Source organism: Brenneria uluponensis (assembly GCF_032395385.1).
GTDB lineage: Bacteria > Pseudomonadota > Gammaproteobacteria > Enterobacterales > Enterobacteriaceae > Prodigiosinella > Prodigiosinella aquatilis.
The window spans coordinates 4,023,533-4,050,252 of record NZ_CP135917.1; the positions used below are offsets into that span (position 1 = coordinate 4,023,533).

Annotated in this window: 24 protein-coding genes and 1 riboswitch; of the genes, 10 read left to right on the forward strand and 14 right to left on the reverse strand. The window is 47.0% G+C overall.

Features of this window, described 5'->3' with window-relative positions:
- Positions 1-284: 284 nt before the first annotated feature.
- From uxaC to RS889_RS18675, 9 genes are all read right to left on the reverse strand, one after another.
- The gene (uxaC, locus tag RS889_RS18635) at positions 285-1,688 is read right to left on the reverse strand and encodes a glucuronate isomerase (protein ID WP_315708328.1); all 1,404 of its coding nucleotides are present in this window, start codon (positions 1,686-1,688) and stop codon (positions 285-287) included.
- Positions 1,689-1,865: 177 nt separating this feature from the next.
- Complete coding sequence (locus RS889_RS18640) at positions 1,866-3,356, reverse strand: mannitol dehydrogenase family protein (RefSeq protein WP_315708329.1); 1,491 nt, start codon at positions 3,354-3,356, stop codon at positions 1,866-1,868.
- A 10-nt stretch (positions 3,357-3,366) separates the two neighbouring features.
- A complete protein-coding gene (locus RS889_RS18645) occupies positions 3,367-3,837 on the reverse strand; it encodes a NanQ anomerase/TabA/YiaL family protein (protein ID WP_315708330.1) in 471 nt (156 codons plus the stop codon).
- A complete protein-coding gene (gene yiaK / locus RS889_RS18650; protein ID WP_315708331.1) occupies positions 3,834-4,859 on the reverse strand; it encodes a 3-dehydro-L-gulonate 2-dehydrogenase in 1,026 nt (341 codons plus the stop codon). The genes RS889_RS18645 and yiaK overlap by 4 nt, the downstream gene beginning before the upstream one ends.
- 163 nt (positions 4,860-5,022) lie before the next feature.
- Positions 5,023-6,318: an MFS transporter gene (locus RS889_RS18655; RefSeq protein ID WP_315708332.1), complete on the reverse strand. Its 1,296-nt coding sequence runs from the start codon at positions 6,316-6,318 to the stop codon at positions 5,023-5,025.
- 72 nt (positions 6,319-6,390) lie between these two features.
- A complete protein-coding gene (locus RS889_RS18660) occupies positions 6,391-7,401 on the reverse strand; it encodes a Zn-dependent oxidoreductase (RefSeq protein ID WP_315708333.1) in 1,011 nt (336 codons plus the stop codon).
- A 32-nt stretch (positions 7,402-7,433) separates the two neighbouring features.
- Positions 7,434-8,648: a D-mannonate dehydratase ManD gene (gene manD, locus RS889_RS18665; protein WP_315708334.1), complete on the reverse strand. Its 1,215-nt coding sequence runs from the start codon at positions 8,646-8,648 to the stop codon at positions 7,434-7,436.
- A gap of 224 nt (positions 8,649-8,872) precedes the next feature.
- Entirely contained in the window at positions 8,873-9,529 is a 657-nt protein-coding gene (gene alkB / locus RS889_RS18670) for a DNA oxidative demethylase AlkB (protein ID WP_315708335.1), read from the reverse strand.
- A gap of 128 nt (positions 9,530-9,657) precedes the next feature.
- Positions 9,658-10,086, reverse strand: a complete 429-nt coding sequence (locus RS889_RS18675; protein WP_315708336.1) for a multidrug/biocide efflux PACE transporter — start codon at positions 10,084-10,086, stop codon at positions 9,658-9,660.
- 95 nt (positions 10,087-10,181) lie between these two features.
- Between RS889_RS18675 and RS889_RS18680 the strand changes: the two genes are divergently transcribed.
- The 3 genes from RS889_RS18680 to tehB all read left to right on the forward strand — a co-directional run bounded on the left by RS889_RS18680 (position 10,182) and on the right by tehB (position 14,312).
- A complete protein-coding gene (locus RS889_RS18680) occupies positions 10,182-11,048 on the forward strand; it encodes a LysR family transcriptional regulator (RefSeq protein ID WP_315711111.1) in 867 nt (288 codons plus the stop codon).
- Between the two features lie 565 nt (positions 11,049-11,613).
- Positions 11,614-13,257, forward strand: coding sequence for a class I fumarate hydratase FumA (fumA, locus tag RS889_RS18685; protein WP_021014594.1), 1,644 nt, complete (start codon positions 11,614-11,616; stop codon positions 13,255-13,257).
- A gap of 191 nt (positions 13,258-13,448) precedes the next feature.
- Positions 13,449-14,312, forward strand: a complete 864-nt coding sequence (tehB, locus tag RS889_RS18690; RefSeq protein ID WP_315711113.1) for an SAM-dependent methyltransferase TehB — start codon at positions 13,449-13,451, stop codon at positions 14,310-14,312.
- 62 nt (positions 14,313-14,374) lie between these two features.
- On the opposite strand, the gene ribB is transcribed toward tehB, so the two are convergent.
- The gene (ribB, locus tag RS889_RS18695) at positions 14,375-15,028 is read right to left on the reverse strand and encodes a 3,4-dihydroxy-2-butanone-4-phosphate synthase (RefSeq protein ID WP_315708337.1); all 654 of its coding nucleotides are present in this window, start codon (positions 15,026-15,028) and stop codon (positions 14,375-14,377) included.
- Positions 15,029-15,151: 123 nt separating this feature from the next.
- Positions 15,152-15,320: riboswitch (FMN riboswitch) on the reverse strand.
- 158 nt (positions 15,321-15,478) lie between these two features.
- Between ribB and ubiK the strand changes: the two genes are divergently transcribed.
- Positions 15,479-15,760 carry a ubiquinone biosynthesis accessory factor UbiK gene (gene ubiK, locus RS889_RS18700; RefSeq protein WP_021014591.1) on the forward strand — a complete coding sequence of 94 codons (282 nt, stop codon included), beginning with the start codon at positions 15,479-15,481 and terminating at the stop codon, positions 15,758-15,760.
- 57 nt (positions 15,761-15,817) lie between these two features.
- Here ubiK and yjeH read toward each other — a convergent pair whose 3' ends face one another.
- A complete protein-coding gene (gene yjeH / locus RS889_RS18705; protein ID WP_021014590.1) occupies positions 15,818-17,068 on the reverse strand; it encodes an L-methionine/branched-chain amino acid transporter in 1,251 nt (416 codons plus the stop codon).
- Between the two features lie 125 nt (positions 17,069-17,193).
- On the reverse strand, positions 17,194-18,117 hold the full coding sequence (zipA, locus tag RS889_RS18710) for a cell division protein ZipA (RefSeq protein ID WP_315708338.1): 924 nt from the start codon (positions 18,115-18,117) through the stop codon (positions 17,194-17,196).
- 220 nt (positions 18,118-18,337) lie between these two features.
- Between zipA and cysZ the strand changes: the two genes are divergently transcribed.
- From cysZ to crr, 5 genes are all read left to right on the forward strand, one after another.
- On the forward strand, positions 18,338-19,111 hold the full coding sequence (cysZ, locus tag RS889_RS18715) for a sulfate transporter CysZ (RefSeq protein WP_315708339.1): 774 nt from the start codon (positions 18,338-18,340) through the stop codon (positions 19,109-19,111).
- A gap of 147 nt (positions 19,112-19,258) precedes the next feature.
- Positions 19,259-20,227, forward strand: coding sequence for a cysteine synthase A (gene cysK, locus RS889_RS18720; protein ID WP_021014587.1), 969 nt, complete (start codon positions 19,259-19,261; stop codon positions 20,225-20,227).
- Positions 20,228-20,652: 425 nt separating this feature from the next.
- Positions 20,653-20,910 carry a phosphocarrier protein Hpr gene (ptsH, locus tag RS889_RS18725; RefSeq protein WP_021014586.1) on the forward strand — a complete coding sequence of 86 codons (258 nt, stop codon included), beginning with the start codon at positions 20,653-20,655 and terminating at the stop codon, positions 20,908-20,910.
- A 47-nt stretch (positions 20,911-20,957) separates the two neighbouring features.
- Positions 20,958-22,685, forward strand: coding sequence for a phosphoenolpyruvate-protein phosphotransferase PtsI (gene ptsI / locus RS889_RS18730; RefSeq protein WP_315708340.1), 1,728 nt, complete (start codon positions 20,958-20,960; stop codon positions 22,683-22,685).
- A 41-nt stretch (positions 22,686-22,726) separates the two neighbouring features.
- The gene (gene crr / locus RS889_RS18735; protein ID WP_021014584.1) at positions 22,727-23,236 is read left to right on the forward strand and encodes a PTS glucose transporter subunit IIA; all 510 of its coding nucleotides are present in this window, start codon (positions 22,727-22,729) and stop codon (positions 23,234-23,236) included.
- A 50-nt stretch (positions 23,237-23,286) separates the two neighbouring features.
- Here crr and RS889_RS18740 read toward each other — a convergent pair whose 3' ends face one another.
- Together RS889_RS18740 and RS889_RS18745 are read right to left on the reverse strand one after the other, a co-directional pair.
- A complete protein-coding gene (locus tag RS889_RS18740) occupies positions 23,287-24,639 on the reverse strand; it encodes an ATP-binding protein (RefSeq protein WP_315708341.1) in 1,353 nt (450 codons plus the stop codon).
- Entirely contained in the window at positions 24,639-25,319 is a 681-nt protein-coding gene (locus RS889_RS18745) for a response regulator transcription factor (protein ID WP_021014582.1), read from the reverse strand. Before RS889_RS18745 ends, RS889_RS18740 begins: the two co-directional genes overlap by 1 nt.
- 190 nt (positions 25,320-25,509) lie before the next feature.
- On the opposite strand from RS889_RS18745, the gene RS889_RS18750 reads away from it, so the two are divergent.
- Positions 25,510-26,718: an efflux RND transporter periplasmic adaptor subunit gene (locus RS889_RS18750; RefSeq protein ID WP_315711114.1), complete on the forward strand. Its 1,209-nt coding sequence runs from the start codon at positions 25,510-25,512 to the stop codon at positions 26,716-26,718.
- Positions 26,719-26,720: the final 2 nt, after the last annotated feature.

The window sequence follows — 26,720 nt, forward strand, 5'->3', positions numbered from 1 at the left end:
TGTATTCATCTCCTCGACAATGAAAATCCTGATAGCGCTCTATTTTATTTTTATAAAAATCTCAAAAAACAACACAATCTAAAATACAGCTGATAGATAAAATTCCATTTAATAAAGACAGGAAAAAATCATATCAGGTATATACCCGTCATACTTCAAGTTGCAGGTGTGTTGGCTGCGTTCGCTCACCCGAATCACTTACCTGAGTAAGCTCATCGGGATTCGCTCACTTGCCGCCTTCCTGCACCTCGAATTATTTTGGGTATAGTTATCCTTATTTAAAACTAAAAATTAAAGTAATCCCGTGAGTTCTGATAACAGATGCTCTTAATCAGTCGGGTTAGTAGCTCATTATCGTCAGGTATTTCACCATCCGTTACCCACTCCCCGACTAGATTGCATAAAATACGGCGGAAGTATTCATGTCGGGTATAAGAAATAAAGCTACGTGAGTCAGTCAGCATACCGACAAAATTCACCAGCAAACCATGATCAGCCAGCGCGGTTAATTGTCGAATCATTCCACGTTTGGTGTCATTGAACCACCATCCCGCCCCCAATTGCATACGGGATTTCACAGCGCCTGCCGCCTGAAAATTTGCCAGTGAAGAAGCCACGACATCGTTATAGGTTGGATCCAGGTTATAAAAAATAACCTTAGGCAGCGCGTCATTACGCGACATCGCATCAAGCAACCCATTTATATTACTGGCGACATCCGTTTGATCACAGATAGAGTCATAACCGACATTGGCGCCTAACTGTTTAAACATACGGCTGTTATTATTACGGGATGCGCCAAAATGAATTTGCATTGCCCAGTCACGTTTGGCATAAGAGGCCGCTAACGACAACAACACCGCAGATTTATAGCGAGCATCATCATCGTGAGATAATGCCAGACCTTGTCGTTTTTTCGCAAAAAGCGCTTCCTGCTCTTTTTCATCCGACAGCATGAATTCCAACTTGGTTAAATCATGATCGGATAAACGCCCTCCTTTCTGATGAAAATAGGCTACACGCCTCTCTAATGCGTCGAGGAAGTCTTGAAAATTGGTGATCGTCTTATTGTTCAATTGTTCCAGACGGCCAATAAACTGAATAAAGGTGTCGCCATGACCATCGAGGGCCTCATCCGGCCGGAACGTCGGCAACACTTTGGTTGTAAATGTTTTATCTGCCCGCAGAATATCATGATATTCCAGTGAGTCAGTCGGTGCATCTGTTGTACAAATGGTTTCCACATTAGATTTCTTAATTAATCCTCTCGGAGAAAATGCCGGTGAACGGAGTAATTCATTACATTTTTCCCAAACAGATTTCCAGTTATGACTATTTAACGTCTCCGTGATCCCGAAATAGAACTTTAATTCCAGATGCGTCCAGTGATAAAGCGGATTACCAATACACGATTCAACGGTTTCAGCCCATGCCTGGAATTTCTCTATTGCTGTTGCATTCCCGGTTATTTTCTCTTCCGGAATACCATTAGCACGCATTGCCCGCCATTTATAATGATCTCCGGCCAACCAAAGCTCCGTGATATCAGCAAATGGTCTGTCTTCAGCGATTACTTTTGGATCGAGATGACAGTGATAATCAATAATCGGTTGATGCTCAGCTACATCATGATAAAGTTTACGAGCGATCTCATTATTTAAAATAAAATCCTTTCCGATAAACGCCATACTTTCCCCCTTATGTAAATAAATTCACACCACAGTCCATTTATTTCCTAGAGGGAAGATAATATCCTTTCCTCAATAAGAAAAAATAACGTCATATTTAGTGCCAATTCATTAATATATAGGGATAATGTGTCACACCGTTTATCCCTATTACTCAATATCAGTCAGATTATGAAATCAGTATTTATTTACCTTCGGCAAAATCAGGCCAACTGATTTTTTTGCACCATGCGTTTGCAGTAATGTATAAGCCGCAGAGACCTGCTGAATAAAAATAGAACTGTCTGGCAAATCGTTACCAAATACGTCACGCAAACTTAATAACGCGTTGACTCTGGCCTGGCCATCCACACTTTGTGCCACCAGTTGTGCCAGTTTTTCTTTCAATGGATCACTGATCTCAATAGTTTGCCCTGCATCGTCCACACCACTGACATAGCGCATCCATCCCGCCACGCCCAGTGCCAGAAAATCAAAAGGCTCGCCTTTAGCCAGATGGACACGAATTGAGTCCAGCATGCGTTGTGGCAGCTTCAACGTTCCGTCCATCGCAATTTGCCAGGTACGGTGCTTCAGCCCGGTATTCCGATAACGCTCGAGCAATGACTCGGCATAAGCCACCAGATCGACATTTTCAACATGCAACGTTGTTGCCTGCTCATTCAGCATCAACTGCCGTGCTGCCTGAACATAGTCCTGGTCCTGCATGCACTCATCAATATACTGATAACCCGCCAGATAACCGAGGTAAGCCAGAAAAGAGTGACTGCCATTCAGCATTCTCAGTTTCATTTCTTCGTAAGGCAGTACATCAGCGACCAATTCTGCACCGGCCCTCTCCCAATCGGGACGTCCAGCGACGAAATTATCTTCAATGACCCATTGTCTAAAGGGCTCGCAGGCTATCCCCACCGGATCCTGAATGCCTCCAATGACCTGTGTAATTTTCTCCAGAGAGTCTGGTGTTATCGCGGGAACAATCCGATCAACCATCGTTGAAGGGAAGCTGACGTTGTTTTCGATCCATGTGGCCAACGTAACATCCTGCGCTTTAGCCAATGCAAGAACTACGTTGCGGGTGACGCTGCCATTATTCGGCATATTGTCACAGGACATCACGGAAAACGGCATCAGGGATTTTTCCCGACGTAACCGCAATGCTTCAATAATCACTCCAGGCGCGGAGTGTGGCTGACGCGGGTGAGCGATATCATGCTGGATCAACGGGTGACTCACATCAATAGATGCGGTTGACGGTAAATAGCAATACCCTTTCTCCGTCACCGTCAGCGAGACAATCGCAATATCAGGCTGAGTCATCGCCGCAAGCACCTTCTCAATACCATCCACTGCGCCGTGCAGCGCTTGTCGCACAACACCCACGACACGACCATGCCAATGGCTGCCACTCATTTCACAGACGGAATAGAGTAAGTCCTGTTGTTTCAGATCAGCAATTTGCTGTTCGCCGCCAATCAGGTTAACTTCGCAATATCCCCAGTCGCTGCCATGTTCAGCAGCCAGTTGATCAGCGAAAACCGCTTGATGTGCCCGATGGAATGCGCCGAAGCCCAGATGCACGATACGTATTTTCAGTAAACTACGGTCATATACAGGAACAATCACGCCTGGCGACACTTGTTTAAGATTATTTTGTGAAAGATTCATCGAAAGACTCTCATTTCAAATTCAGCAAGCTAAGCGGAACCTTAGCCACAATTTTACGAACCGGCTGTACTGCTTCCACCTGACATAACGGAGTGTGAATGTCCCAGGGGAACAGCACGATAAAATCACCACTATTGAGGATCAAGGATTTTTCGTTACCTGATTTTCCATAATAGAAATCATTGTCCTGTTCAGGATGTGCCTCATCCGATGTACGCGAGAGCACCGGCTGATATTCCAGATACTCAGTGCCAGAAATAACGAACTGTACATCTATATTCTGTCGATGAGTTTCAGCGATACGGGTTGCTGATGGCGCAGTATTCGCATGGAATGTTTTGTAAACCACACCCTGCTCGACCATTTCACCGTCTGGATGCTGGCTAAAATCCAAATTACGGATCCGAGCCAAAACGTCATAGATAGTCTCAGCAAACTCAGCTCGGCTTTTTTCTAGTTGGAGAATATTGCCAATAATCATGCGATCACCGATTTCGACAATGCCAAAACTTCAGCCCACACCCCATCGTCGACCGGAATTCCCTGAACCCGATTTTCATTGCGGGTTTTCATCTCACGCTCTCCTGGGTAGTAAACCTCTTTCTGCCCTTCGGCAAGTTCCGACGTTGTAACGTAATCCGCTACACTATCAGCCATACGATTACTGAAATCACTCCCGCCAAGCTGAGTTGGATCAAAAACGATAAAAATCTGACTGGCCCCGGTACAACTGCCTCGTCCAACTTTATCGATCTCATTCGTTGGATTACCGGCAGAAAGCAGAGCGGCCATCGCATCAAGCAGAATTGCCATACCGGAACCTTTCCAATAACCGGTAGGGAGAATACGCATGGATTGTTCAATCGGGCCTGGCTCATCCGTCAGGTTGCCCTCTTTATCGTAGCCGCCGGGGAAAGGTAAACGTTCGCCTTTCAGGCGCGTTACCTGTAACTTTCCGTACGCATATTGCGACATCGCCATATCCAGTACCAACGGCCCTTTTTCACGCGGCACCGCCATCACAAAGGGGTTATTACCCAAGCGGGTATTTTTAGCGCCCCATGCTGGCATGCAAGATTCCGTATTGGTCCAGCAAATGGCAGCGAGCCCTTTTTCTGCGGTTTTCCATCCATACGTGCCGCCTCGCATCCAATGTGTGGTATTACGTAATGCAACAATACCGATGCCATTTTTACGTGCGACTTCTGTCGCTCTTTCAACAGCAAACAATGCGTTAGTAATACCGACACCTTGATTACCATCATAAATTTCAATAACACCTAATGATTTAACTTGAGTGGGTTCAGCCTGAATATCAACCCAACCTTTTTTAACGTAATCGACAAACCGGGATACGCGATTCAATCCATGTGAATAGATGCCATCACAGCTGGATTCAGTATGAATCTGAGCACAAACCTCGGCTTTTTTTTCACTTAATCCCACATTCAGAAATGCTTTTTTCACCGTCGCTTTCATGACATCAAAATTAATTCTTTGCATATATCCCCCCATTAATTATGTGAGTTAAAGATGACTGTTGTTTCTATTCAGAAATCATGATCAAGAAGGATGACATACCGCATCAATAATTAATGTTGGTTGAATTCCATTTAATAACATCATGACATATACCTGCTAAATATTCCGAATACAACAGAGTGGATTATAATGTAGACGCTGATTTCAATGATTCGTTTGATAACTTTGGCGGTTTAATCACCAACAATACTAATACTGCCCCCAATGCTGCCACACCACCAGCAAGAATAAATGCACTGTCAAACTTACCGGTGTTTTGCACAATAAAACCGGTAACGACAGGACCGACAATCCCTGAAATACTACCAATTAAATGAATAAATCCACTGGTGCCACCAACGCGGCTTTTATGTACCACATCCTGAATAATCGCCCAATAGATAGCACCTGTAATATAAAGGAAAAAAATAGACACAGACATTAACATAACCGCTGGGACAACACTGGAAACCATCCCCGCGAATGCGACGCATACTGCGGCAGAAAAAAGAGATACAACTAACACTATTTTACGCGAGAGCAGTAACCATCCGGTAATTTTAAATATCTTATCTGATATCCAGCCGCCCAATGCCAAACCAACGAAACCGACAATCCATGGGATAACTGTAGTTAGACTCATTTCTTTAATATTAAGACCATGTGCCTGCACCAAATAAGCCGGAAACCAACTGAGAAAGAAAAACAGAATATAGTTGTAACAAAAGAAGGCGAAGGCAGTGACAAGAATTATCGGTTGGCAAATATAGTATCCCAAGCCATGCGCAGCCTGAGTAAGTTCATCTTCAGAAGAGAGATTCTCTTCTTTCAATTGATTAATCAGCGCCCGTTCATTCTCGGTAATCAGCTTGCTGTGAGACGGGTTGTCTGACGAAATAAAAAACCAAACCACCATCCAGACAATACCCACCGCGCAGATAATCATAAAGGCGGGACGCCAGCCAAAAGAGAGTGCAAGATACCCGACAATAGGCCCGGCGACAGCGCCTCCCAACGGCGATCCGGCACTTAACAGTCCCATCGCGGTAGCAGCCTGTTTTTTGGGAAACCATCCGTTGATCATTTTATTCGCCGACGAACAGATAGGACCTTCCGCCATGCCGAACAGTACCCGTAAAATCAATAATGACCAGAATCCCGTTGCTATTGCCGTCATGCCGCAGAAGATGGACCATAATCCAACAGCGAATCCCATTACTAATGTTGGACCAAATTTATCTACCGCCAATCCACCAATAAAATTAAATAATGCATAACCAAAAAAGAAACTACCAAAAATCATGCCGAACTGTTCAGCATTAATCATCAAATCTTTTTCGATCATAGGAACGGTAATAGATAAGGCCACACGATCAAGATAATTAATCATGTAAACCATAAATAATAAGAAGACAATAACCCAACGTAAATTTCTGAACATAATTGCTCCGAAACATTAATTTATTTTTAGTAATGTAGAGGCAGAGGCAGCATAGCCGCCTCCCTGGAGTCGTTAATTCATGCTTAAAATAACCTTACAACAACTATGCTGATCTTTCTCAAATAGGCTCATTGCCTTTTCTATGCTCTCTAACGGAACATAATGCGTTACCAACTTTTCCGGTTTAATAAATCCTTTCACCATCCATTCAATAACAATGGGGAAGCGATGACTATTCAGACGAGAGGTAAATAATGATAACTCTTTACTGGTTAGACTCTGCTGTGTAATTAAACTGGGTTCGCCAGAAAACCCAAGTAGACCAATACGTGCGGCAGGTGATGCTAATGATGCCGCTTCAGCCAAAATAGAAGGATGACATGCCGCATCAATAATTAATGTCGGTTGAATTCCATTTAATAAGTCAGACAAGGGTGTCTGGCTATTATCCAATATAATGTCAGCGCCATTTTCTTTTGCCATAGCCAGACGTTCAGGCAACCGATCGGCAACAATAACCTGTTGTACGTTGTAAACGCCTTTTAATACCTGAACGGCGGTGAGCCCCATCGGCCCGGCACCATATACCAGCGCGACATCTTTTGCGGTCGGTTGTAAAAAGGCAGTAATGTTGGCCGCGATCGTGAAAGGTTCAACCAAACTCGCCAGCTTGTCTGGTATTGAATCAGGAATACGGTAAGCATTGGTTGCAGGGGCACAAGCGTATTCGCTGAAGCCGCCATCACGATGTACGCCGATGACCTGTAACTCGCTACACACATTAGGACGACCGACAGAACAAGGGTAACAATGTCCGCAGCTAACCACCGGGTCTACCGCAACACGTTCCCCAATACGCGAGACATCAACGCCCTCACCCACTGCATCAATAATGCCAAAAAACTCATGACCAATAACCCGAGGATATTTCGCAAACGGATTGTGTCCGTGCCAGATATGCACATCAGAACCACAGATACTGGCATAGCTCACCTTTACCCGAACTTCATTCGCGGTGGGCTGAGGCAGCGGACGTTCCTGAATAATCAGTTTTCCTGGTGTTTCAATCACAACACTTTTCATTGCCTGGATTCCTGTTTTTTAATTGTCACTATTTACCAGTTCCACATCGTGCCATCTTCCAGACGCGCGACGGGCAAACAGGCTGGCTCATAGGGATATTTAGCGGCCAGTTTTTCATCAAAATCGATACCCAATCCCGGTTTATCGCTGGGGTGCATGTAGCCGTCTTCGAATGTCCAGTGATGTGGGAAGACTTCCAGCATCTGTTCGGAATAGCCCATATACTCCTGTACGCCGAAGTTCGGTACCCACAGGTCAAAATGCAACGCCGCCGCCATACAGACCGGGGATAAGTCAGACGGGCCATGAGAACCGGTACGCACCTGATACAAAGAGGCAAAATCAGCAATACGACGCATACCGGTAATGCCGCCCGCATGGGTAATGGTGGTACGGATGTAGTCGATCAACTGCTCTTCGATCAGTTGTTTGCAATCCCAAATGCTGTTAAAGACTTCCCCCACCGCAATGGGCGTTACCGTATGCTGGCGAATTAAGCGGAAACATTCCTGGTTTTCAGCAGGCGTAGGATCTTCCATCCAGAACAGGCGATAATCTTCAACGCTCTTGCCAAAACGGGCCGCTTCAATCGGCGTCAGGCGGTGATGCATGTCATGCAGCAGATGTTCGTTAAAACCAAACCGCTCGCGCACCGCTTCAAAGAGTTTGGGCGTGAAGTCGAGATATTTTTCGGTCGACCATAACTGCTCTTCAGGCCAGTTACCTTTCGTGGCCGGTTCATAAGCCAGACCTTTACCTTTCGCCATGCCATAGGTGGTTTTCATGCCCGGAACTCCACACTGTGTGCGGATGGCTTTAAAACCCATTTCCTTATGTTTGGCGTAATCATCCAGCACCTCATCAATGCTGTGACCCGTCGTGTGACAATAGACCATCACACCACTGCGGGAAGCGCCACCCAACAACTGGTACACCGGCATATTGGCAACTTTTCCTTTGATATCCCACAGCGCCATATCCACGGCGGAAATGGCAGACATGGTGACCGGCCCTCGTCGCCAATACGCCCCTTTATAGAAATACTGCCAAATATCTTCAATCTGATGTGCATCACGGCCAATCAACTGCGGGCAGACATGATCTTTGAGATAAGACGCGACGGGTAACTCACGGCCATTCAATGTGGCATCGCCCACGCCGGTCACGCCGCTGTCGGTCGTAATTTTTACGGTGACGAAGTTACGCCCTGGACAGGTAACAAACACTTCAGCACTGACAATTTTCACTTTTCGTATCCTTTTAAACTCGATATAACGGCTTAGTTCTAATGCAACTACCATACAAGTATAACCAAATATAAAAATTGAAGCACCTCACAGTTATGCATTCAGGAAAAGGAAAGATCCCGACAGGATCCTGATGACAAAATGTCACCACTCATGATGAGCTTAATACTTAGTTAGGCAGGAATAATCAGGAAAAACAGTCGTGTTCGTGTGGTGGGAACCTACTAACCGGCTTTGCGAAAAGTCAGGTTAAAGCGGTATACGCCCGGCATACCCGCCGGAAGTGGGCCGGTTTTTAACGACTGAACCGCATGGTAATACAATCGAGACGCCCCACCCCACACCACAACATCACCATGCCCCAGTAACAGCCTTTGAACCGGATCATTGCGTTTTATGCCACCGAATAAAAACGTCGCGGCCAGCCCCAATGAAAAAGAAACAATAGGCTGGCTAAAATCCCGCTCGTCTTTATCTTGATGTAGTGAAAGCCGGCTCCCCACGTCATAACGGTTAATCAGACAAGCATCGGGGAAAAAATCCGGGAATCCTGCCGCCTGCGCGGCGAAGGTCGCCAGTTGAAAAAACAGCGCCGGCATCTCAGGCCACGGCTGAGCGGTTAATGGATCTTCGGTCACATAGCGATAGCCGCGTTCATCTGTCACCCATCCCCGCGGGCCACAGTTAGTCATAGCCACCGACATGGTATAACCGCCTGGCGTCACCATATGGCGAAACGGTGAAGCGTGGGTAATCTCATCAATCAGGGTGATCAGTGTCTGCGCTTGTTCCCACACATAACCATGCAGGATGGCGGCACCCGGCGCCAGGTTTTCTGTCCAGCGCCTGGGCATTTCATCGGCAAATAAATCGAAAGTCATCGTTACTCCGCGTTCGATCTGTCTCTCTGACAACATTTATCCTGTCTTCACGGGCATGCGCCGCATTCTGCAAACAAAATAGTTATCGCTGATTGACTCAATGCCAACGCGTACACTGCAACCGTGATTTAATGTGAACCCACTACCTTCTCACGTCGAAGAACTCGCTCGCGCAACGTATCATAAACCCAATTATAAGCGACGGTATAAGGCAGGAAAAACAGGAAAAAACCCATCTCAATCAGGAATGCTTGCCACAGGGTAATATTCAGCATCCCTGCGGCCAGCGGCAGACCGATCACGATAAAACCACACTCAAAACCAACCGCATGGCTTATACGTATGGACAGACGTCGTTTGATTCGGCTTACCGGCCACAGCCGATCGAACAGACGGTTGTAAATCACATTCCAGATCATTGCCACGCTAGAGAGCATCATCGAGAGCAGACCTGTGTCAAATAGCGGACGATCCCTCGCTGGCGCACAGATTAAAATCGCCACGACCTCAAATCCTACGGCATGAACCATCCGTTCATATAAGGTTTTTTCTTTCATTTCACACCACAGTTGATAAAACAGTGGTCATTTTCATCGCTATAATCAATAGAAAGAAATTAGTTTCCATCGAAAAAAGCGATAGAGGTATGATGATGCGTTATTCTCCTGAATCCTTGTTAGCTTTCGTGACAACTGTCAATACCGGTTCTTTTTCCGCAGCGGCGCGCCATTTACATAAAAGCCAGTCAACAATCAGTACTTCCATCGCTAATCTGGAAGCCGACCTGAGGCTGACGCTGTTTGACCGACACGGACATCAGCCCGTATTGACTCCGGAAGGCCGCAAAGTGTTGACACACATTAAGGCGATCCTGTCAGCCAGCGAAGCACTGGATGAATTAGCTATCCGACTAGGAGACAGCACCGAGCCAAAACTGACGTTCGTACTCTCTGAAACCTGGCAAAACATCCACTATGAGTCTGTCTTACAACGCTTTTCCCAGCGGTTTCCTGATATTGAGTTTGAATGCCTGATTGCCGAAGATGAAGATGTGCTTGACCTATTACAATCCCAGCGCGCCCATGTGGGTATACTGCGCGCCCGGCCGCACTATCCAACGGATATTTCGGTGTCGCGACTGCGGGTGACAACAGAGATGTCCGTGTTCGTTGCCACCACTCATTCATTGGCTCAGATGCCAACCGTAACCACTAGCCAACTCGCCACCGTGCGGCAATTGTGTCTGAATACCTACGCACAAGGAGAACGTCCCCAGACTGAAGGGCTCATCTGGTCCGCGCCCTCTTACCTGATGTTACTGGAAATGGCAGAGCAAGGATTCGGTTGGAGTATTCTTCCACGCTGGCTCATTACACAGTACGGCAATCAGAAGCTAACAGAACTGACGCTACCCGGTTGGCCACAGCACATTAAAGTAGATATCGCGTGGTCACGCCCTCACCCACCGGGTCCAGCCGGGTTATGGATGATTGACAACCTGCTGGCACAAAGAGAGTAAATATCCAGGAGTTACTCTCGCACATAGCAGTAACAACGGTTTCTTTTACGATGCATGGTTATTGCAACCCGTCAGGGAATTAATTAAACAATAAACCACATTTATTTAGTGGTTATTAAACTCACTCATCATCAATACTTTAATTAATTAAGTTAATTAACTGATTTAATGTTTATGCTGTTCATAAAAGCACATTACGGGCGCAAACCATTGCTATTTTTTCAATAAAAACATGATAGAGATTAATAATAATGTGACACAACAAAGTGGTACTAAGCGTTATAAAACCCTACTATGATAAAGCTTATTGCTTTTTTCATAACGCAAATTGAGATTGCCACGATGACGAAGACCTGCACAAGAACATAAATAAAAGTCCATACCCAATAGATTTCAAAATGCTAAAATCGTCAAAATATAGATCTATGTGAAAAATACAACAGGGTAGCAAGCCTGACTCAGGTTCATGATGGCAAAATAAGCCAGCCCATTGGGATAATCTCTAAGGAAATTAAACCTAACAGGATTAACACCTACAATTAATACAGCTGTAAGTGAGAAAACAATGCCGAATAAACCTTTTTATTACCAAGAACCGTTTCCGCTAGATAAAGATAATACTGAGTACCGTTTAATCAGTAGCGACTATGTTTCCGTCGCTCAATTTGAAAACCAGGATATCCTTAAAATCGCCCCGCAAGCACTGACACTGCTGGCACAACAGGCTTTCCATGATGTCTCCTTCATGCTTCGCCCCGCTCATCAGCAACAGGTTGCTGATATTTTGAGCGACCCCGAAGCCAGCGAAAACGACAAATATGTCGCTCTGCAATTTCTGCGTAACTCTGAAATCGCCGCCAAGGGAATTCTACCTACCTGTCAGGATACCGGCACAGCGATTATCGTCGGCAAGAAAGGCCAGCGCGTGTGGACTGACTGTAACGATGCAGAAGCCTTGTCTCACGGTGTTTACAATACTTTTACCGAAGACAATCTGCGTTACTCACAAAATGCGGCACTGGATATGTACACAGAGATCAACACCGGCACTAACCTGCCCGCACAGATCGATCTTTACAGTACCGAAGGCGAAGAATACAAATTCCTGTTTGTTACCAAGGGTGGTGGCTCCGCAAATAAAACCTATTTGTATCAGGAAACCAGAGCATTGCTGACACCGGTAAAATTGAAAAACTTCCTGGTGGAAAAAATGCGCACACTGGGCACCGCAGCCTGTCCGCCTTATCATATCGCGTTTGTCATTGGTGGTACTTCTGCGGAAACCAACCTGAAAACAGTGAAGCTGGCATCCACCAAATATTACGACACGCTACCTACAGAGGGTAATGAGCACGGTCAGGCGTTCCGTGATGTGGCCTTAGAGCAGGAATTGTTGCAGGAAGCCCGTAATCTGGGTCTGGGAGCACAGTTTGGCGGTAAATATTTCGCCCATGACGTACGTATTATCCGGCTGCCGCGTCACGGTGCGTCCTGTCCGGTCGGTATGGGGGTTTCCTGCTCCGCAGACCGCAATATCAAAGCCAAAATCAACCGCCACGGCATCTGGCTGGAGCAGTTGGAACAAAACCCTGGTAAATATATTCCGGAACACCTGCGTCAGGCTGGTGAGGGTGAGGCTGTCCATATCGATCTCAACCGCCCAATGGCAGATATTCTAAAGACACTGTCACAATATCCGGTATCTACTCGCCTTTCTTTGAGTGGCACTATCATCGTGGCTCGTGATATCGCCCATGCCAAACTGAAAGAACTCCTGGATAATGGTGAAGCGTTGCCGCAATACGTGAAAGATCATCCGATCTACTATGCAGGCCCAGCAAAAACCCCGACCGGTTATGCTTCCGGCTCTCTTGGCCCCACTACGGCTGGACGTATGGACTCTTATGTAGATCTGCTGCAATCCCACGGTGCCAGTATGATCATGCTGGCAAAAGGTAATCGCAGCAATCAGGTTACCTACGCCTGCCATAAACACGGCGGTTTCTACCTTGGCAGCATCGGTGGCCCGGCCGCGATCCTGGCAGAAAACAGCATCAAGAGCCTGACCTGCGTGGAATACCCGGAGCTGGGTATGGAAGCTATCTGGAAGATTGAAGTAGAAAACTTCCCGGCCTTTATTCTGGTGGATGATAAAGGTAATGACTTCTTCCAACTGATACCGCCAAACAAATGTAACACGTGCGACTAAATATCACCGATAGTCCAGTAAAACCCCGAGAGTGTCGGGGTTTTACTGTTTTCCCTGTCTGTTTCCCCCTCTTCAGTAACAATACCACCCACAGCCAGATGCCTTAATTGATGCATTTATAATACATGTTATTGGACATACTATGACAAGGTTTATAGAATCACCTCATGACACAGAGACAAGAGGTTTTTATGCAGGCGTTGATTTGCTACAAACAGATGCCAGTGTGGAACAGTAACACGTTACCGGCAGCGTTCAGGGAAAAGCACAATACTCAGGAAGGTACCTGGGCAAGATTACATATTCTGAAAGGCAATCTGACTTTCGCACAGTTAGAAGAGAACGGCGACACTCGAGAGTTACACTATTTTTCGGTCCAACAACAACCACCTTATATTGAACCCCATCATTGGCATCGCATCGTTTCATGTTCTGATGATATGGAATGCCAACTTGGTTTTTACTGTAGCACAGAAGATTATTACCACCAGAAGTATGAGTTAACCCGCACCCATTCAGAAGTCATTAATGCAATAGACTATATCAAACCGGGTAAAGCATTGGATTTGGGTTGTGGTCGTGGCCGTAATTCACTCTATCTGAACCTGAAAGGCTTTGAGGTAACGGCCTACGATAAGAGTGCGCAAAGCATCAGTGTGCTAAATAACATTATCACCCATGAACAGCTCAACGGGATCCATGCCACTGTACATGACATTAATCTGGCGGATATCCACGCCTCCTACGATTTTATCTTGTCCACGGTGGTATTCATGTTTCTGGATCGGGAACGTATCCCTTTTATTATCCGCAATATGCAGCAAAATACATCGGCAGGAGGTCACAATCTGATAGTGACCGTCATGTCGACAGACGATTTCCCTTGTACCATTCCGTTTTCGTTTACCTTCAAACAGGACGAGCTACGGCACTACTATACCGGATGGGAATTGCTCAAATACAACGAAGACGTTGGCGAGCTGCATAAAACTGACGCTAACGGCAACCGTATCCAACTACGCTTTGCCACTTTGTTAGCGAGAAAACCGGAATAAATTCCCAGAAAAAAAGGCCGACAAGTCGGCCTCTGCTATATCGTTCAGTTCAAGTCACCAAATCAGCTTGCTTTGCGCTCCAGGGCGTGACGATATTCCACCAGATCTTCAATGGTCAGCACAGGCATATCGTGTTGTTTGGCAAAAGTGATCACTTCAGGTGCGTGAGCCATGGAACCATCATCGTTAGTTAATTCACACAGCACACCAAACGGTTTCAGGCCAGCCAGTGTCATCATGTCGACAGTTGCTTCAGTGTGACCCCCACGAACCAGAACCCCACCCGGCAGAGCACGCAGCGGGAAAACATGACCAGGGTGATTCAGGTCGCTGGGACGGGCATCATCGGCAATCGCAGCACGGATAGTGGTAATACGGTCAGCGGCAGACACGCCGGTGGTTACACCTTCTGCGGCTTCAATCGTCACCGTGAAGGCCGTCTGGTAATGGCTGGAGTTATGCTCCACCATCATGGGCAGTTCCAGCGCCTGACGGCGTTCTTCTGTCAAGCACAGGCACACAATGCCACTGCCATGACGGATCGTCAGTGCCATCTGTTCCACCGTCATCTTCTCCGCAGAGAAGATCATGTCACCTTCGTTTTCACGATCTTCGTCGTCCAGCACCATAACACCACGCCCTTGACGCAGAGCATCAAGCGCACGTTCAACGCGTTCAACAGGAGTACCAAATTTGGAAAGTAATGTCTGATTCATGGTAAAAAACCTCACCGTTATTATGGGTTACCAGAATCAGGGCGATCTTGAGGAGTTGCTTTTGTCACTGATTGCAACAAAAACCAATAAAATAACGCGAGCAGGCATTAACCTGACAGAAACCGTTAATCTCTCCCATCCGGACTATAACCGTCGGCTCCGGAATTTCACCGGATCTGCTGACCTCAGGCTGCACGGGCAACCTGAGCGCTCGCGGGCTTCCAACGGATATACATCAGTATATCGCTGGTTTACCGCCGGTGGGGAATTACGCCCCGCCCTGAGAATAAGTTCGATAACTATAACGCCAATTATATTACAGAGCAATTCATAACATGGGTGTGCAGAGTGAAATTACACACGATGGCAATCACTTTTAGTTTATACAACGCCTGACACGCATTACACTTACAGACATCATTATGCCGTCAGAGAAACCAGGAAAACCTCATGATTGACCCGAAGAAAATAGAACAAATCGCCCGCCAGGTGCATGAATCCATGCCCAAAGGCATCCGGGAGCTGGGTGAAGACGTGGAGAAAAAAATCCGCCAGGTGTTACAGTCGCAACTCACCAAACTCAATTTAGTCAACCGGGAAGAGTTCGACATACAAACGCAGGTACTTTTACGCACCCGCGAAAAACTGGCGATGCTGGAGCAAAGGCTGGCTGAGCTTGAAACGAAAACAGCCGCTGAGGCTGCGGCGCAACAACCTACTGATCACGAGTAGCGCATCAGACAGAGCCATGACGAATCCGGCTCTGTCTTTTGTATACCAATAGTGGTTTTATTCTGATAGCAACGCAGTAGACTTATGCGGCAAAAACAGCCACAGCGCACCGAACATTATCAGTGCGTAGAGCGACTTCCCACCAATTACGACCAACAAAGCACCACAGAGTACGCTGCCGATAGCCGCCATCACTCGCGAGCGTCCCCGTAATAAACGACATCCCGCCAGCATACAGAGCAGGTATATCAGCACAAAAATACCATTGGCATACACAATCAGCGTATCCAGCGGTAGCGCCAGCCAGTAAATCAGCACACAACACACCAGGCAGCAGAGCACCACGACAGAAAGAGCATTAACGGGAGCCTGGCCGGCGGAGAGCTTTGCCAGCGGGCTACTGCTTGGTGCCTGTGACCACACCAGGCGAGAAAATCCCTGCGTATAAATGTTCACGCTGGCAAAGCAGGCAAGATAGCCCACGATACAGGCAATCCACAACGCACGCTCACCAAACAACCGTACAACGATGTCTGGTAACGATGCCGTAGCGGCCCTACCCGGGCCATAGGCGCCAAAATGCAGTACCGCGACAGTACATCCCCAGTAGACGACTCCAGCGACCAACATGCCGATCAACAATGCGCGTGGGAAATCCCGTTCCGGTGATTTGAATTCTGTTGCCAGATGAGCAAACGCCTCCAGCCCGACAAAACACCAGAACATAACCGCTAGCGCATTAAAGGTATGAGGCCATGAAATATTATCCAATGCTGGCCAGGGAATTTGTGCCGGCGTAATATCGCCCCGCCACCAGATAGCCACCACCAGGGCAACCACCAGGAATGCGATAATCGTTTGGATCGTGGCACTGGAACCGGCACTGCGTATCCCCAATAGCCAAATAACACCAAGCGTCAGCAGCTGAACCACCAACAACCCTCGCTCTCCCCACCCAAATGCCGCCTGCCAGAACCCGGCGGCAATTTGCATAGCGGCCGGCAAACCAATAGGAATAACAGACAAAAACAACCAGCCAGTCACCCGCGCCAAACGAGGGCCAAACGCCAACGTTACAAAATGCGCGGCTCCTCCAGCATTTGGGAAATGACGCCCCAGAGAAGCAAAAGCAATGGCAATAGGAAAGACGAACAGGATCAACAACGGCCAGGCCCACAAACTATCTGCATGTGATGATTGCGCCACTAATGCCGGTACAGCAAATACGCCGGTGCCCAATAGCGATGTTGACAGCAATCCGATACCCTGCACTAAACCAATTTCCTGTTTTAATCCATTCGCGCTCACAACCGACCCACCCTGTATTTCTATTGTTCACCACAGTTGGAATACTCAAACACATTCATCATGGTGTAAAAGTAAAAAGCCCCCGTAAGCGGGGGCTTTTTACTTTTACATCTAAACCACAGCTATCAACTATTGGCTTTCAGTACATCACGAATTCGAGCTTTATAAGACTCAACCTTTTGCGGCGTCATCATTCGTCGTTCATCATCCAACACCACGCCGCCGACATCATCTGCAATACGCTGAGCTGACTGTAGCATCAGCTTGAAATTCTGATTGGCATCGCCGTAGGAAGGCACCATCATAAAGATTGACACGCCAGGCGTCGAAAACTCGGACATTTCATCCACACTGAAAGACCCTGGCTTCACCATATTTGCCAGACTAAACAACACCGGACCACCGCCCGCAGGATTAACGTAACGATGGAAAATGCTCATCTCACCAAACTGGAAACCTGACTGCAATACACTCTGCAACAGCACTTCACCGCCGATGATGCCACCGTGGTGGGCCGCAACATGCAACACCAGTACGACTTCTTTTGCCGCGGCATCCTCATCAGGCGCGGATTCTGCCACCGGTGCATCAAATTCAGACTCTGAATAGGAAGTTTCAGACGGCTCTACAGACTGATCGTCATCCCTTGGCCGCTGCCGAGGCGGCACAACACCAGAATCATGCTGGACATGAAAAACGTCCTCCGACGTGTTTTCACCCAACAGTGGATCGTAATCATCGTCAGATGCTGACATAGAACGCTGACTTGGTGGAGAAGATGGTTTGTCAGCCGCATTCTGCCCCTGAGTATTATAGCTACCCAGAGATGGTTCATTCTCCGTTCGAGTCTTCCTGACACGAACTTCACCCACACCTTCGTCAAGCTCCTCAAGCGGCGTTTCAGTACGTTCCGGCTTGATACGCTTAACGGGACGATCTCGAAAAAGGGACGAACGCTCTTTACGGCTTGTCCACAAGCCGTGCAGTAACAGTGCTATAATTGCGATCGCGCCAACAACGATTAATATCAGACGCAAGTCCTGCATCATTGCTATCCCAGTTGTTCCAATACATTGCCACCACGGCAAACCCTCATACCACTAACTCTATTTGCCTGTGTACACAAGTGCAAGTCTGGTCGGTAGTTTATGATAATAAAGATAGATAGTACGCACCTTTTTGCTGTTTTTTCATACAAAAGCGCTCTAGCCAGCAGAAAATCATCTCTATATGATGCGATAACCTGCAATTAATGGAGCGACCGACAAGATGTCTGACCTGCAATACACTGATAACAACCATAGTGGTATCTATTACTTTGTGAAAGGATGGCATTTGCTCTCTCTTCCCGGCATCCGTCGTTTTGTCATTCTTCCCATGCTGATCAATGTTCTTTTGATGAGTGGCGCTTTCTGGTGGCTGTTGCATCAGCTAGATAACTGGATACCCCGCCTCATGGCCGATATTCCACATTGGTTGCAATGGCTAAGTTATCTCATCTGGCCACTGGCTGTTATTTCTGTCTTGCTGGTTTTCAGTTACTTATTCAGCACCATCACCAATTTTATTGCCGCTCCTTTCAATGGTCTGCTGGCCGAACAGTTGGAAGCGCGCCTGACTGGAAAACCGCTGCCGGACAGCGGCATCATCAGCATCGCCAAAGATATTCCCCGCATCATGAAGCGTGAAGTTCAGAAACTGGCCTATTATTTACCTCGGGCAGTGGTATTGCTACTGCTCTATTTCATACCGGGAATCGGTCAAACACTGGCACCTGTAATTTGGTTCATGTTCAGTGCCTGGATGCTGGCAATACAATATTGTGATTATCCATTTGATAACCATAAAGTCAGTTTTCCTGTCATGCGAAGAGCACTACGGCAGCACAAGATGACCAATTTGCAGTTTGGCGCCTTGATTAGTTTGTTTACGCTCATTCCGGTACTTAACCTGGTTATCATGCCAGTTGCGGTTTGTGGCGCAACGGCGTTGTGGGTTGACCGTTATCGCCATCTGTCCGAGGCACTAAAACCACGCCGGTAATGTAATCGGTTGATATCAAGTAAATGATGAAAATATATTTCCTAAGAACATAACGATATAACGATTCCTTACTTCACTGGCCGCCATGAACAGGTATTCTCTCTGATGTTCACAAAAAAATTTCATACAGTCATTAAAGGACAGGCTATGAGCAAGATCTATGAAGACAATTCTTTTACAATCGGCCATACGCCGCTGGTTCGCCTGAATCGTATCGGTAATGGGCGCATCCTGGTCAAGGTTGAATCCCGTAATCCAAGCTTCAGCGTAAAATGCCGCATCGGTGCCAATATGATTTGGGATGCGGAAAAACGTGGCGTACTGAAATCGGGTATCGAACTCGTAGAACCTACCAGTGGTAACACCGGTATTGCTTTAGCTTACGTTGCTGCTGCACGTGGCTATAAGCTGACGCTGACCATGCCGGAAACCATGAGTATTGAACGCCGCAAGTTGCTCAAGGCGCTGGGAGCCAACCTGGTACTGACTGAAGGTGCCAAAGGGATGAAAGGCGCGATCACCAAAGCAGAAGAGATCGTTGCCAGCGACCCGCAGCGTTATCTGATGCTGCAGCAGTTTAGTAACCCGGCCAACCCCGAAATTCATGAAAAAACAACTGGCCCGGAAATCTGGGAAGATACCGACGGTCAAGTGGATGTATTCATCGCTGGGGTGGGTACAGGGGGGACATTAACGGGAGTAAGCCGTTACATCAAGAACACCAAAGGTAAAGCGATCACTACTGTCGCCGTTGAACCCACTGATTCTCCGGTAATAAGCCAGGCACTGGCTGGTGAAGAAATCAAGCCGGGTCCACACAAGATTCAGGGCATCGGTGCTGGATTCATCCCAGACAATTTGGATCTGAAGCTGATTGATCGCGTAGAGAAAATCAGCAACGACGAGGCTATCCAGACAGCCCGCCGGTTGATGGAAGAGGAAGGTATTCTGGCTGGTATATCCTCCGGCGCAGCAGTAGCTGCGGCACTTAATTTACTAAAAGAAGATGCATTTTCAAATAAAACTATCGTCGTTATTTTACCTTCTTCCGGTGAACGTTATCTGAGTACAGCCCTGTTTGCTGATCTGTTTACCGAACAGGAACTACAGCAGTAACCCTCCACCATACGCACAAATAGTAATCAAAATGTTAAAAAAAGCACCTCGCGGGGTGCTTTTTTGCGGCAGACTTCAAACTTTCCATTACTTATGCATTGCTTTTCCGAGCCAAGTTTAGTATTTAACCGGTCAATTATTTTGATGCGTGAAATTAATATCCGTTAAGATCCTTTTTGCAAAATCGCGCTTGGTAGGGATGAAATAGTGAAAGTAAACTTCCCACACTGCCAGTGTTCGAGTAGAAAACAGGTGATTATTACTGATATTGTAATAAGGGAAACGTGAAGTTGTCTCCTTGCCGCATCCCGGCCTGCCCCTGTAACATGCTCAGGGTGCTAACCAAACAGGCTAAAGTTCAGTGAACACACTAAACTTTAGCTCCACAACACTAATTTTTAATCCAATAAGTTGGGGAAAACAGAATGTTCCAACAAGAAGTAACTATTACCGCTCCGAATGGCTTACACACGCGACCCGCTGCCCAATTTGTCAAGGAAGCCAAGGGCTTTGCTTCAGAAATCACCGTTGCTTCCAACGGAAAAAGCGCCAGCGCAAAAAGTTTGTTCAAATTACAGACACTCGGTTTAACTCAGGGTACTGTTGTTACTATTTCAGCAGAAGGTGAAGACGAACAGAAAGCTGTTGAACATCTGGTTAAACTGATGGCTGAGCTCGAATAAACGGCACGGTCTTTTTAGTGAACATCAGTATCAAGTAAGGTAAGGTTATGATTTCAGGCATATTAGTATCACCCGGTATTGCTTTTGGTAAGGCACTTTTACTGAAAGAAGATGAAATTATCATCAACCGAAAAAAAATCTCTGCAGATCAAGTAAATAAGGAAGTCGACCGTTTTCTGGAAGGTCGCGCCAAAGCGTCTAAACAGTTGGAAGTGATCAAGACCAAAGCGGCAGAAACGCTGGGTGCAGAGAAAGAAGCCATCTTCGAAGGGCATATCATGTTACTTGAAGATGAGGAATTCGAGCAGGAAATCATATCCCTGATTAAAGATGAGCACGCCTCTGCCGATGCAGCGGCGTTTTCTGTTATCGAGAACCAGGCCAAAGCGCTGGAAGAACTTGATGATGAATACCTGAAAGAACGCGCGGCGGACATGCGCGACATTGGCAAGCGTCTGCTGAAAAATATTCTCGGCATGAATATCGTTGACCTGGGCGACATCCAGGAAGAAGTGATTCTAGTCGCAACTGATCTGACGCCATCTGAAACTGCGCAGTTAAATCTGGACAAAGTGCTGGGGTTCATCACTGATATTGGCGGACGGACATCACATACCTCTATCATGGCTCGTTCACTGGAATTGCCAGCCATTGTGGGCACCACCGACGTCACCAAGCAGGTTAAAAACGGCGATTTTCTGATTCTGGATGGTGTCAACAACAAGGTTTATCAAAACCCAAGCCAAGAAACAATTGACCAGCTCAAAACGGTTCAGCAGCAATACAACACCGAAAAATATGAGCTCGCCAAACTGAAAGACCTGCCAGCCATAACACTGGATGGTCATCAGGTAGAAGTCTGTGCCAACATTGGTACAGTACGCGACGTAGCAGGTGCCGAGCGTAATGGTGCCGAAGGTGTCGGCCTGTACCGCACAGAATTTCTGTTCATGGACCGTGATTCCTTCCCGACAGAAGAAGAACAGTTCCAGGCTTACAAGGCCGTGGCTGAAGCCGTAGGTGCACAAGCAGTGATTGTCCGCACCATGGATATCGGTGGCGACAAAGATTTGCCATACATGAATCTGCCAAAAGAGGAAAACCCTTTTCTCGGCTGGCGGGCTATTCGCATCTGTCTTGACCGTAAAGAAATTCTTCATGCACAGTTACGCGCCATTTTGCGTGCGTCCGCATTTGGTAAACTGCGAATCATGTTCCCGATGATCATTTCAGTCGAAGAAGTTCGTGCCCTTAAAGCCGAACTGGATATGCTGAAAGTGCAGTTGAAAGAAGAAAGTAAAGCTTATGATGAGAATATCGAAATGGGCGTAATGGTGGAAACACCGGCAGCCGCAGCCATTGCTCACCATCTGGCGAAGGAAGTTGATTTCTTTAGTATTGGGACAAACGACTTAACTCAGTATACTCTGGCTGTAGATCGCGGTAATGAGCTGATTTCCCATCTCTATAACCCGATGTCCCCAGCGGTATTAACCCTGATCAAACAGGTGATTGACGCATCTCATGCCGAAGGCAAGTGGACAGGTATGTGTGGTGAGCTCGCTGGAGACGAACGTGCTACACTACTGTTATTGGGAATGGGTCTGGATGAATTCAGCATGAGTTCTATCTCTATCCCAAGCATCAAGAAAATAATTCGTAATGCAAATTACGAAGATGCGAAGGCGCTGGCGGAACAGGCTATGACCCTACCAACTGCAGAAGAGTTAAGTAACCTGGTAAGCCGGTTCATTAAAGAAAAGACGCTTTGCTGATACCACTACGCTGGCCCAATATTAATGCTTAGGAGAGAATCATGGGTTTGTTCGATAAACTGAAATCTCTGGTTTCTGATGATAAAAAAGACACTGGCAGCATTGTGATCATTGCCCCGCTGTCCGGAGAAATCGTAAATATTGAAGATGTTCCTGATGTTGTTTTTGCCGAAAAAATCGTAGGTGATGGTATAGCGATTAAACCGACAGGCAACAAAATGGTGGCCCCGGTTGACGGCACCATCGGTAAAATATTCGAAACTAACCATGCTTTTTCTATCGAATCAGACAGTGGCATCGAACTCTTTGTTCACTTTGGGATTGATACCGTCGAACTGAAAGGCGAAGGTTTCAAACGCATCGCGGAAGAAGGCCAGCGGGTGAAGAAAGGCGATTTGGTGATCGAATTCGATCTGGCTCTGCTGGAAGAGAAAGCTAAATCTACCTTAACACCAGTAGTCATCTCCAATATGGATGAGATCAAAGAATTGACCAAACTGACCGGGACAGTAGTGGTCGGAGAAACACCGATAATCCGCATCAAAAAATAATACCGATTACCAATTATTATATAAATGGCGCCTGGGTGAAGGCGCCGTTTTCATTTCCAGCGTGGGATACAGACCCGAATCAGTAATCCGCCTTGTCCCCGGTTTTCTGCTTCAATCTTACCACCATGAGCCTGTATTGCCTTGCGGGCAATCGCCAGCCCTAAACCATATCCTTTACCTGATAGTGGCGAATCTATGCGTATAAACGGGTCAAAAATACTGGAAAGCTTGCTTTTCTCTACACCAGGCCCTTGATCAGCCACACCGATAATCCATTCCTGCTCATCTCGTCCCAAAGTAACTGACACCTGTTGCCCATGCGAAGAAAAACGCAGCGCATTCCTGAGAATATTGTCAATTGCGCGACGAATCAGTTCTGAAACACCAGTCACCGTATAATCATCAAATCCACCGGTGCTCAATGTAATCTCAATCCCTGGAACCTGTGCCTCATAACGGGCGTCATTCACCACCGCCGTCACCAACCCAAGTAAGTCAAAGTATTCTTCATTAGCGGCCGTGTTTTCAGTACGTGACAATGTCAACAACTCACCGATCATTTTGTCCATACGTTCAGCTTCACGCTCAATACGGTGTAATGAATTTTCCAGGTTACCTTCGTTCTGTCGTACTAATCCTATCGCCAGTTGCAAACGAGCCAGTGGTGAACGCAACTCATGTGAAACATCGTGCAACAGTTGCTCTCTGGCACTGACCAGCACTTCCAGCCGCTCAGACATTGAGTCGAAATCACGGGCCACATCACTGATTTCATCATGACGCCGTCGCATGGCGGGCAGCAATCGCACTGATAAATCGCCCTGAGCTACTCGCCCAAACCCGGCGCGCAATTGACTGAGTGGACGTGTCAGGTTCCAGGCCAACATCCAGCTAAAAATCAATCCGCCCAAGACACCAATCCATACCATTGGTGCAGGCAGATGCAGAAACTGTTGTATCTCTGGTGGCCCGGGCAAGAACTCTTTACGCCAGATCTTCGTATCAAAATAAAGCTGGTAATGCTCACCGTTTGGCCCGGTAACCTGTGTCAGGATGTTCTCGGGTGAAGATCTGAAGCGATCCCAAAATCTATCGGGTTCACTGTGCTTATCAGTGATGGAATCTATTGGTGTGGGAAAATCTTTCGTGAAGACTTTTAAGTACCGACGCTCACTTTCAGGCCATGTGGCGACTACCGCTTTTAACCTAGGCAATCCTCCCTGTTGCAGGGCCTGAGTCGCTAACGCTATCTGTAAAGTGCTAACATGTTTTTCCACCTGAACTTCCGGTGGATCACGCCGGTCACCATAAAAAGAGAACCCCACCCACATTAGCTGAGATATAAAAATAAACGTGAACCACAGCCCCAACAGTATTTTCCAGAACAACCGCCCATACATCATTAACGTATCCGATAACCAACACTACGTACTGTTTCAATCAGCAAAGAACATCCATCCAGGGCAATGAGCTTTTGGCGAATATTACTGATATGTACATCAACACTACGATCATAGGCCTCGCGCTGGCGACCCAGACATTTTTCTGACAGCTCGTCTTTTGTCACTACACGTTCAGGAGATCGCACCAACAGTTCCAGGAGATTAAACTCAGAAGCCGTAAGATCAAACGGCTGACCACGCCACTCACTGCTACGCGTCGCTGGATTAAACACCAGATCGCCATAACTAACGATACCGGTGTTATCGGTTTTATCCGGTTTTTCTTCATAACGCCGGAACACCGCCCTCAGCCGAGCAACCAATTCTCGGGGATAACAGGGTTTCGGTACATAGTCATCCGCACCCATTTCCAGCCCAATGACCCGATCAATATTGTCACCTTTGGCTGTTAGCATAATGATTGGCAGTTGACGATTACGCCTGACATTGCGAAGGACATCAATACCGCTCATATCCGGCAGCATAATGTCCAGAATCATTGCGGCATACTGATCGGACATTGCACCTTCAATGCCCTCTTTTCCTGTCAATACCTGAGAAGCTGAGAATCCTTCCGCTCCCAGATACTCGCAAAGCATTTTTCCCAGTTCTGCATCATCATCCACCAGTAAAATTTTCATGCACTATCCCCATTATATTTTTACATTACAGAATCTATTGTCAGGCCTGGCCTTGATCTTCGCAGTCGGATTTACGGAATTCTTACTTTTCCCTTAAGGAAATACTACGTCTCACTACTGAAGTGAAGAGTAAATTATCACCTCTTGATGCCTTTCGTTTAGCAGTAATAGTGAGGAAACTCCTGTTTTGATAAAATCGCGTTTACTTTCAGCCCGCTCGCTACTGATATTATTGTCAGTAATAATCGTTGCGCTGCTTTTCTCCCTGTTCTTCGCCCATCAAGGTACTCCGGTACACTATATTACCACCCCGGTTGTTGTCCGCGATTTAGAGCAAACTGTATTAGCCGATGGCACCATTCAGGCACAAAAACAGGTAAGCGTGGGCGCGCAAGTTTCAGGGCAGATAAAAACATTGCGCATTACATTGGGTGATAAAGTCAAAAAAGGCCAGTTATTAGCAGAAATCGATGATCTTACCCAACAAAACTCGCTTAAAGACAGCGAAGCCGGGCTGAAAAATATTCAGGCCCAACGGTTGGCTAAGCAAGCCACGATGAGAAACGATCTACTCAGTTGGCAGCGTCAGAAAATGCTAATGAAAAAAGGCCTGGGAGTGCAGGCCGATTACGATAGCACACAGACCACTCTGGAAGCCACTCAGGCGGAAATAGCTGCACTTGATGCGCAAATCATTCAGGCCAAAATCGCGGTTAACACGGCCCAGGTTAACCTGGGATACACGAAAATCCGCTCTCCCATTGACGGCACTATCGTATCGATTCCGGTTGAAGAGGGCCAAACGGTCAATGCAGCACAAAGTACGCCCACGATTGCCAAAGTTGCCAATCTGAAGACCATGACGGTAGAAGCAAAAATATCAGAAGCTGATGTTATTAAAGTCAAACCCGGAATGCCGGTCTGGTTCACTATTTTAGGCAACCCCAAGAAACGCTATCAGGCTGTATTACGTGCAATAGAACCCGCCCCGGAATCCACCAGCACGGATAGCACATCAAGCACCAGCACGACCAGTTCAAGCAGTACCTCATCCTCCAGCACAGCCATTTACTACTACGGTCTGTTTGATATTGATAATCCAGGAGAAGTCCTTAGGATTTCCATGACGGCACAGGTCTATATTCTGTTGTCATCAGTAAAAAACGCGCTGGTTGTACCGGTTACCGCATTAAGCACGATCGACGGTAAAAATGTGGTTCAGGTCGTTGGCCCCTCAGGGGAAATATCAACGAGGGAAGTAAAGACCGGGGTTACCGATAATGCTTATGTCCAGTTGGCGTCGGGTGTCAAGGCCGGAGAGGAAGTGATTGTCAGTCAGCAAAGTAGCAGCGGAACAGCCACCACACAGCAACGTTCTGGCCCACCGATGGGATTCTGAAT

Coding starts and splice junctions, on each gene's coding strand:
- uxaC (WP_315708328.1), bottom strand. CDS start 1,688: ATGGCGTTTATCGGAAAGGATTTTATTTTAAATAATGAGATCGCTCGT.
- RS889_RS18640 (WP_315708329.1), bottom strand. CDS start 3,356: ATGAATCTTTCACAAAATAATCTTAAACAAGTGTCGCCAGGCGTGATT.
- RS889_RS18645 (WP_315708330.1), bottom strand. CDS start 3,837: ATGATTATTGGCAATATTCTCCAACTAGAAAAAAGCCGAGCTGAGTTT.
- yiaK (WP_315708331.1), bottom strand. CDS start 4,859: ATGCAAAGAATTAATTTTGATGTCATGAAAGCGACGGTGAAAAAAGCA.
- RS889_RS18655 (WP_315708332.1), bottom strand. CDS start 6,318: ATGTTCAGAAATTTACGTTGGGTTATTGTCTTCTTATTATTTATGGTT.
- RS889_RS18660 (WP_315708333.1), bottom strand. CDS start 7,401: ATGAAAAGTGTTGTGATTGAAACACCAGGAAAACTGATTATTCAGGAA.
- alkB (WP_315708335.1), bottom strand. CDS start 9,529: ATGACTTTCGATTTATTTGCCGATGAAATGCCCAGGCGCTGGACAGAA.
- RS889_RS18675 (WP_315708336.1), bottom strand. CDS start 10,086: ATGAAAGAAAAAACCTTATATGAACGGATGGTTCATGCCGTAGGATTT.
- RS889_RS18680 (WP_315711111.1), top strand. CDS start 10,182: ATGCGTTATTCTCCTGAATCCTTGTTAGCTTTCGTGACAACTGTCAAT.
- fumA (WP_021014594.1), top strand. CDS start 11,614: ATGCCGAATAAACCTTTTTATTACCAAGAACCGTTTCCGCTAGATAAA.
- tehB (WP_315711113.1), top strand. CDS start 13,449: ATGCAGGCGTTGATTTGCTACAAACAGATGCCAGTGTGGAACAGTAAC.
- ribB (WP_315708337.1), bottom strand. CDS start 15,028: ATGAATCAGACATTACTTTCCAAATTTGGTACTCCTGTTGAACGCGTT.
- ubiK (WP_021014591.1), top strand. CDS start 15,479: ATGATTGACCCGAAGAAAATAGAACAAATCGCCCGCCAGGTGCATGAA.
- zipA (WP_315708338.1), bottom strand. CDS start 18,117: ATGATGCAGGACTTGCGTCTGATATTAATCGTTGTTGGCGCGATCGCA.
- cysZ (WP_315708339.1), top strand. CDS start 18,338: ATGTCTGACCTGCAATACACTGATAACAACCATAGTGGTATCTATTAC.
- cysK (WP_021014587.1), top strand. CDS start 19,259: ATGAGCAAGATCTATGAAGACAATTCTTTTACAATCGGCCATACGCCG.
- ptsH (WP_021014586.1), top strand. CDS start 20,653: ATGTTCCAACAAGAAGTAACTATTACCGCTCCGAATGGCTTACACACG.
- ptsI (WP_315708340.1), top strand. CDS start 20,958: ATGATTTCAGGCATATTAGTATCACCCGGTATTGCTTTTGGTAAGGCA.
- crr (WP_021014584.1), top strand. CDS start 22,727: ATGGGTTTGTTCGATAAACTGAAATCTCTGGTTTCTGATGATAAAAAA.
- RS889_RS18740 (WP_315708341.1), bottom strand. CDS start 24,639: ATGATGTATGGGCGGTTGTTCTGGAAAATACTGTTGGGGCTGTGGTTC.
- RS889_RS18745 (WP_021014582.1), bottom strand. CDS start 25,319: ATGAAAATTTTACTGGTGGATGATGATGCAGAACTGGGAAAAATGCTT.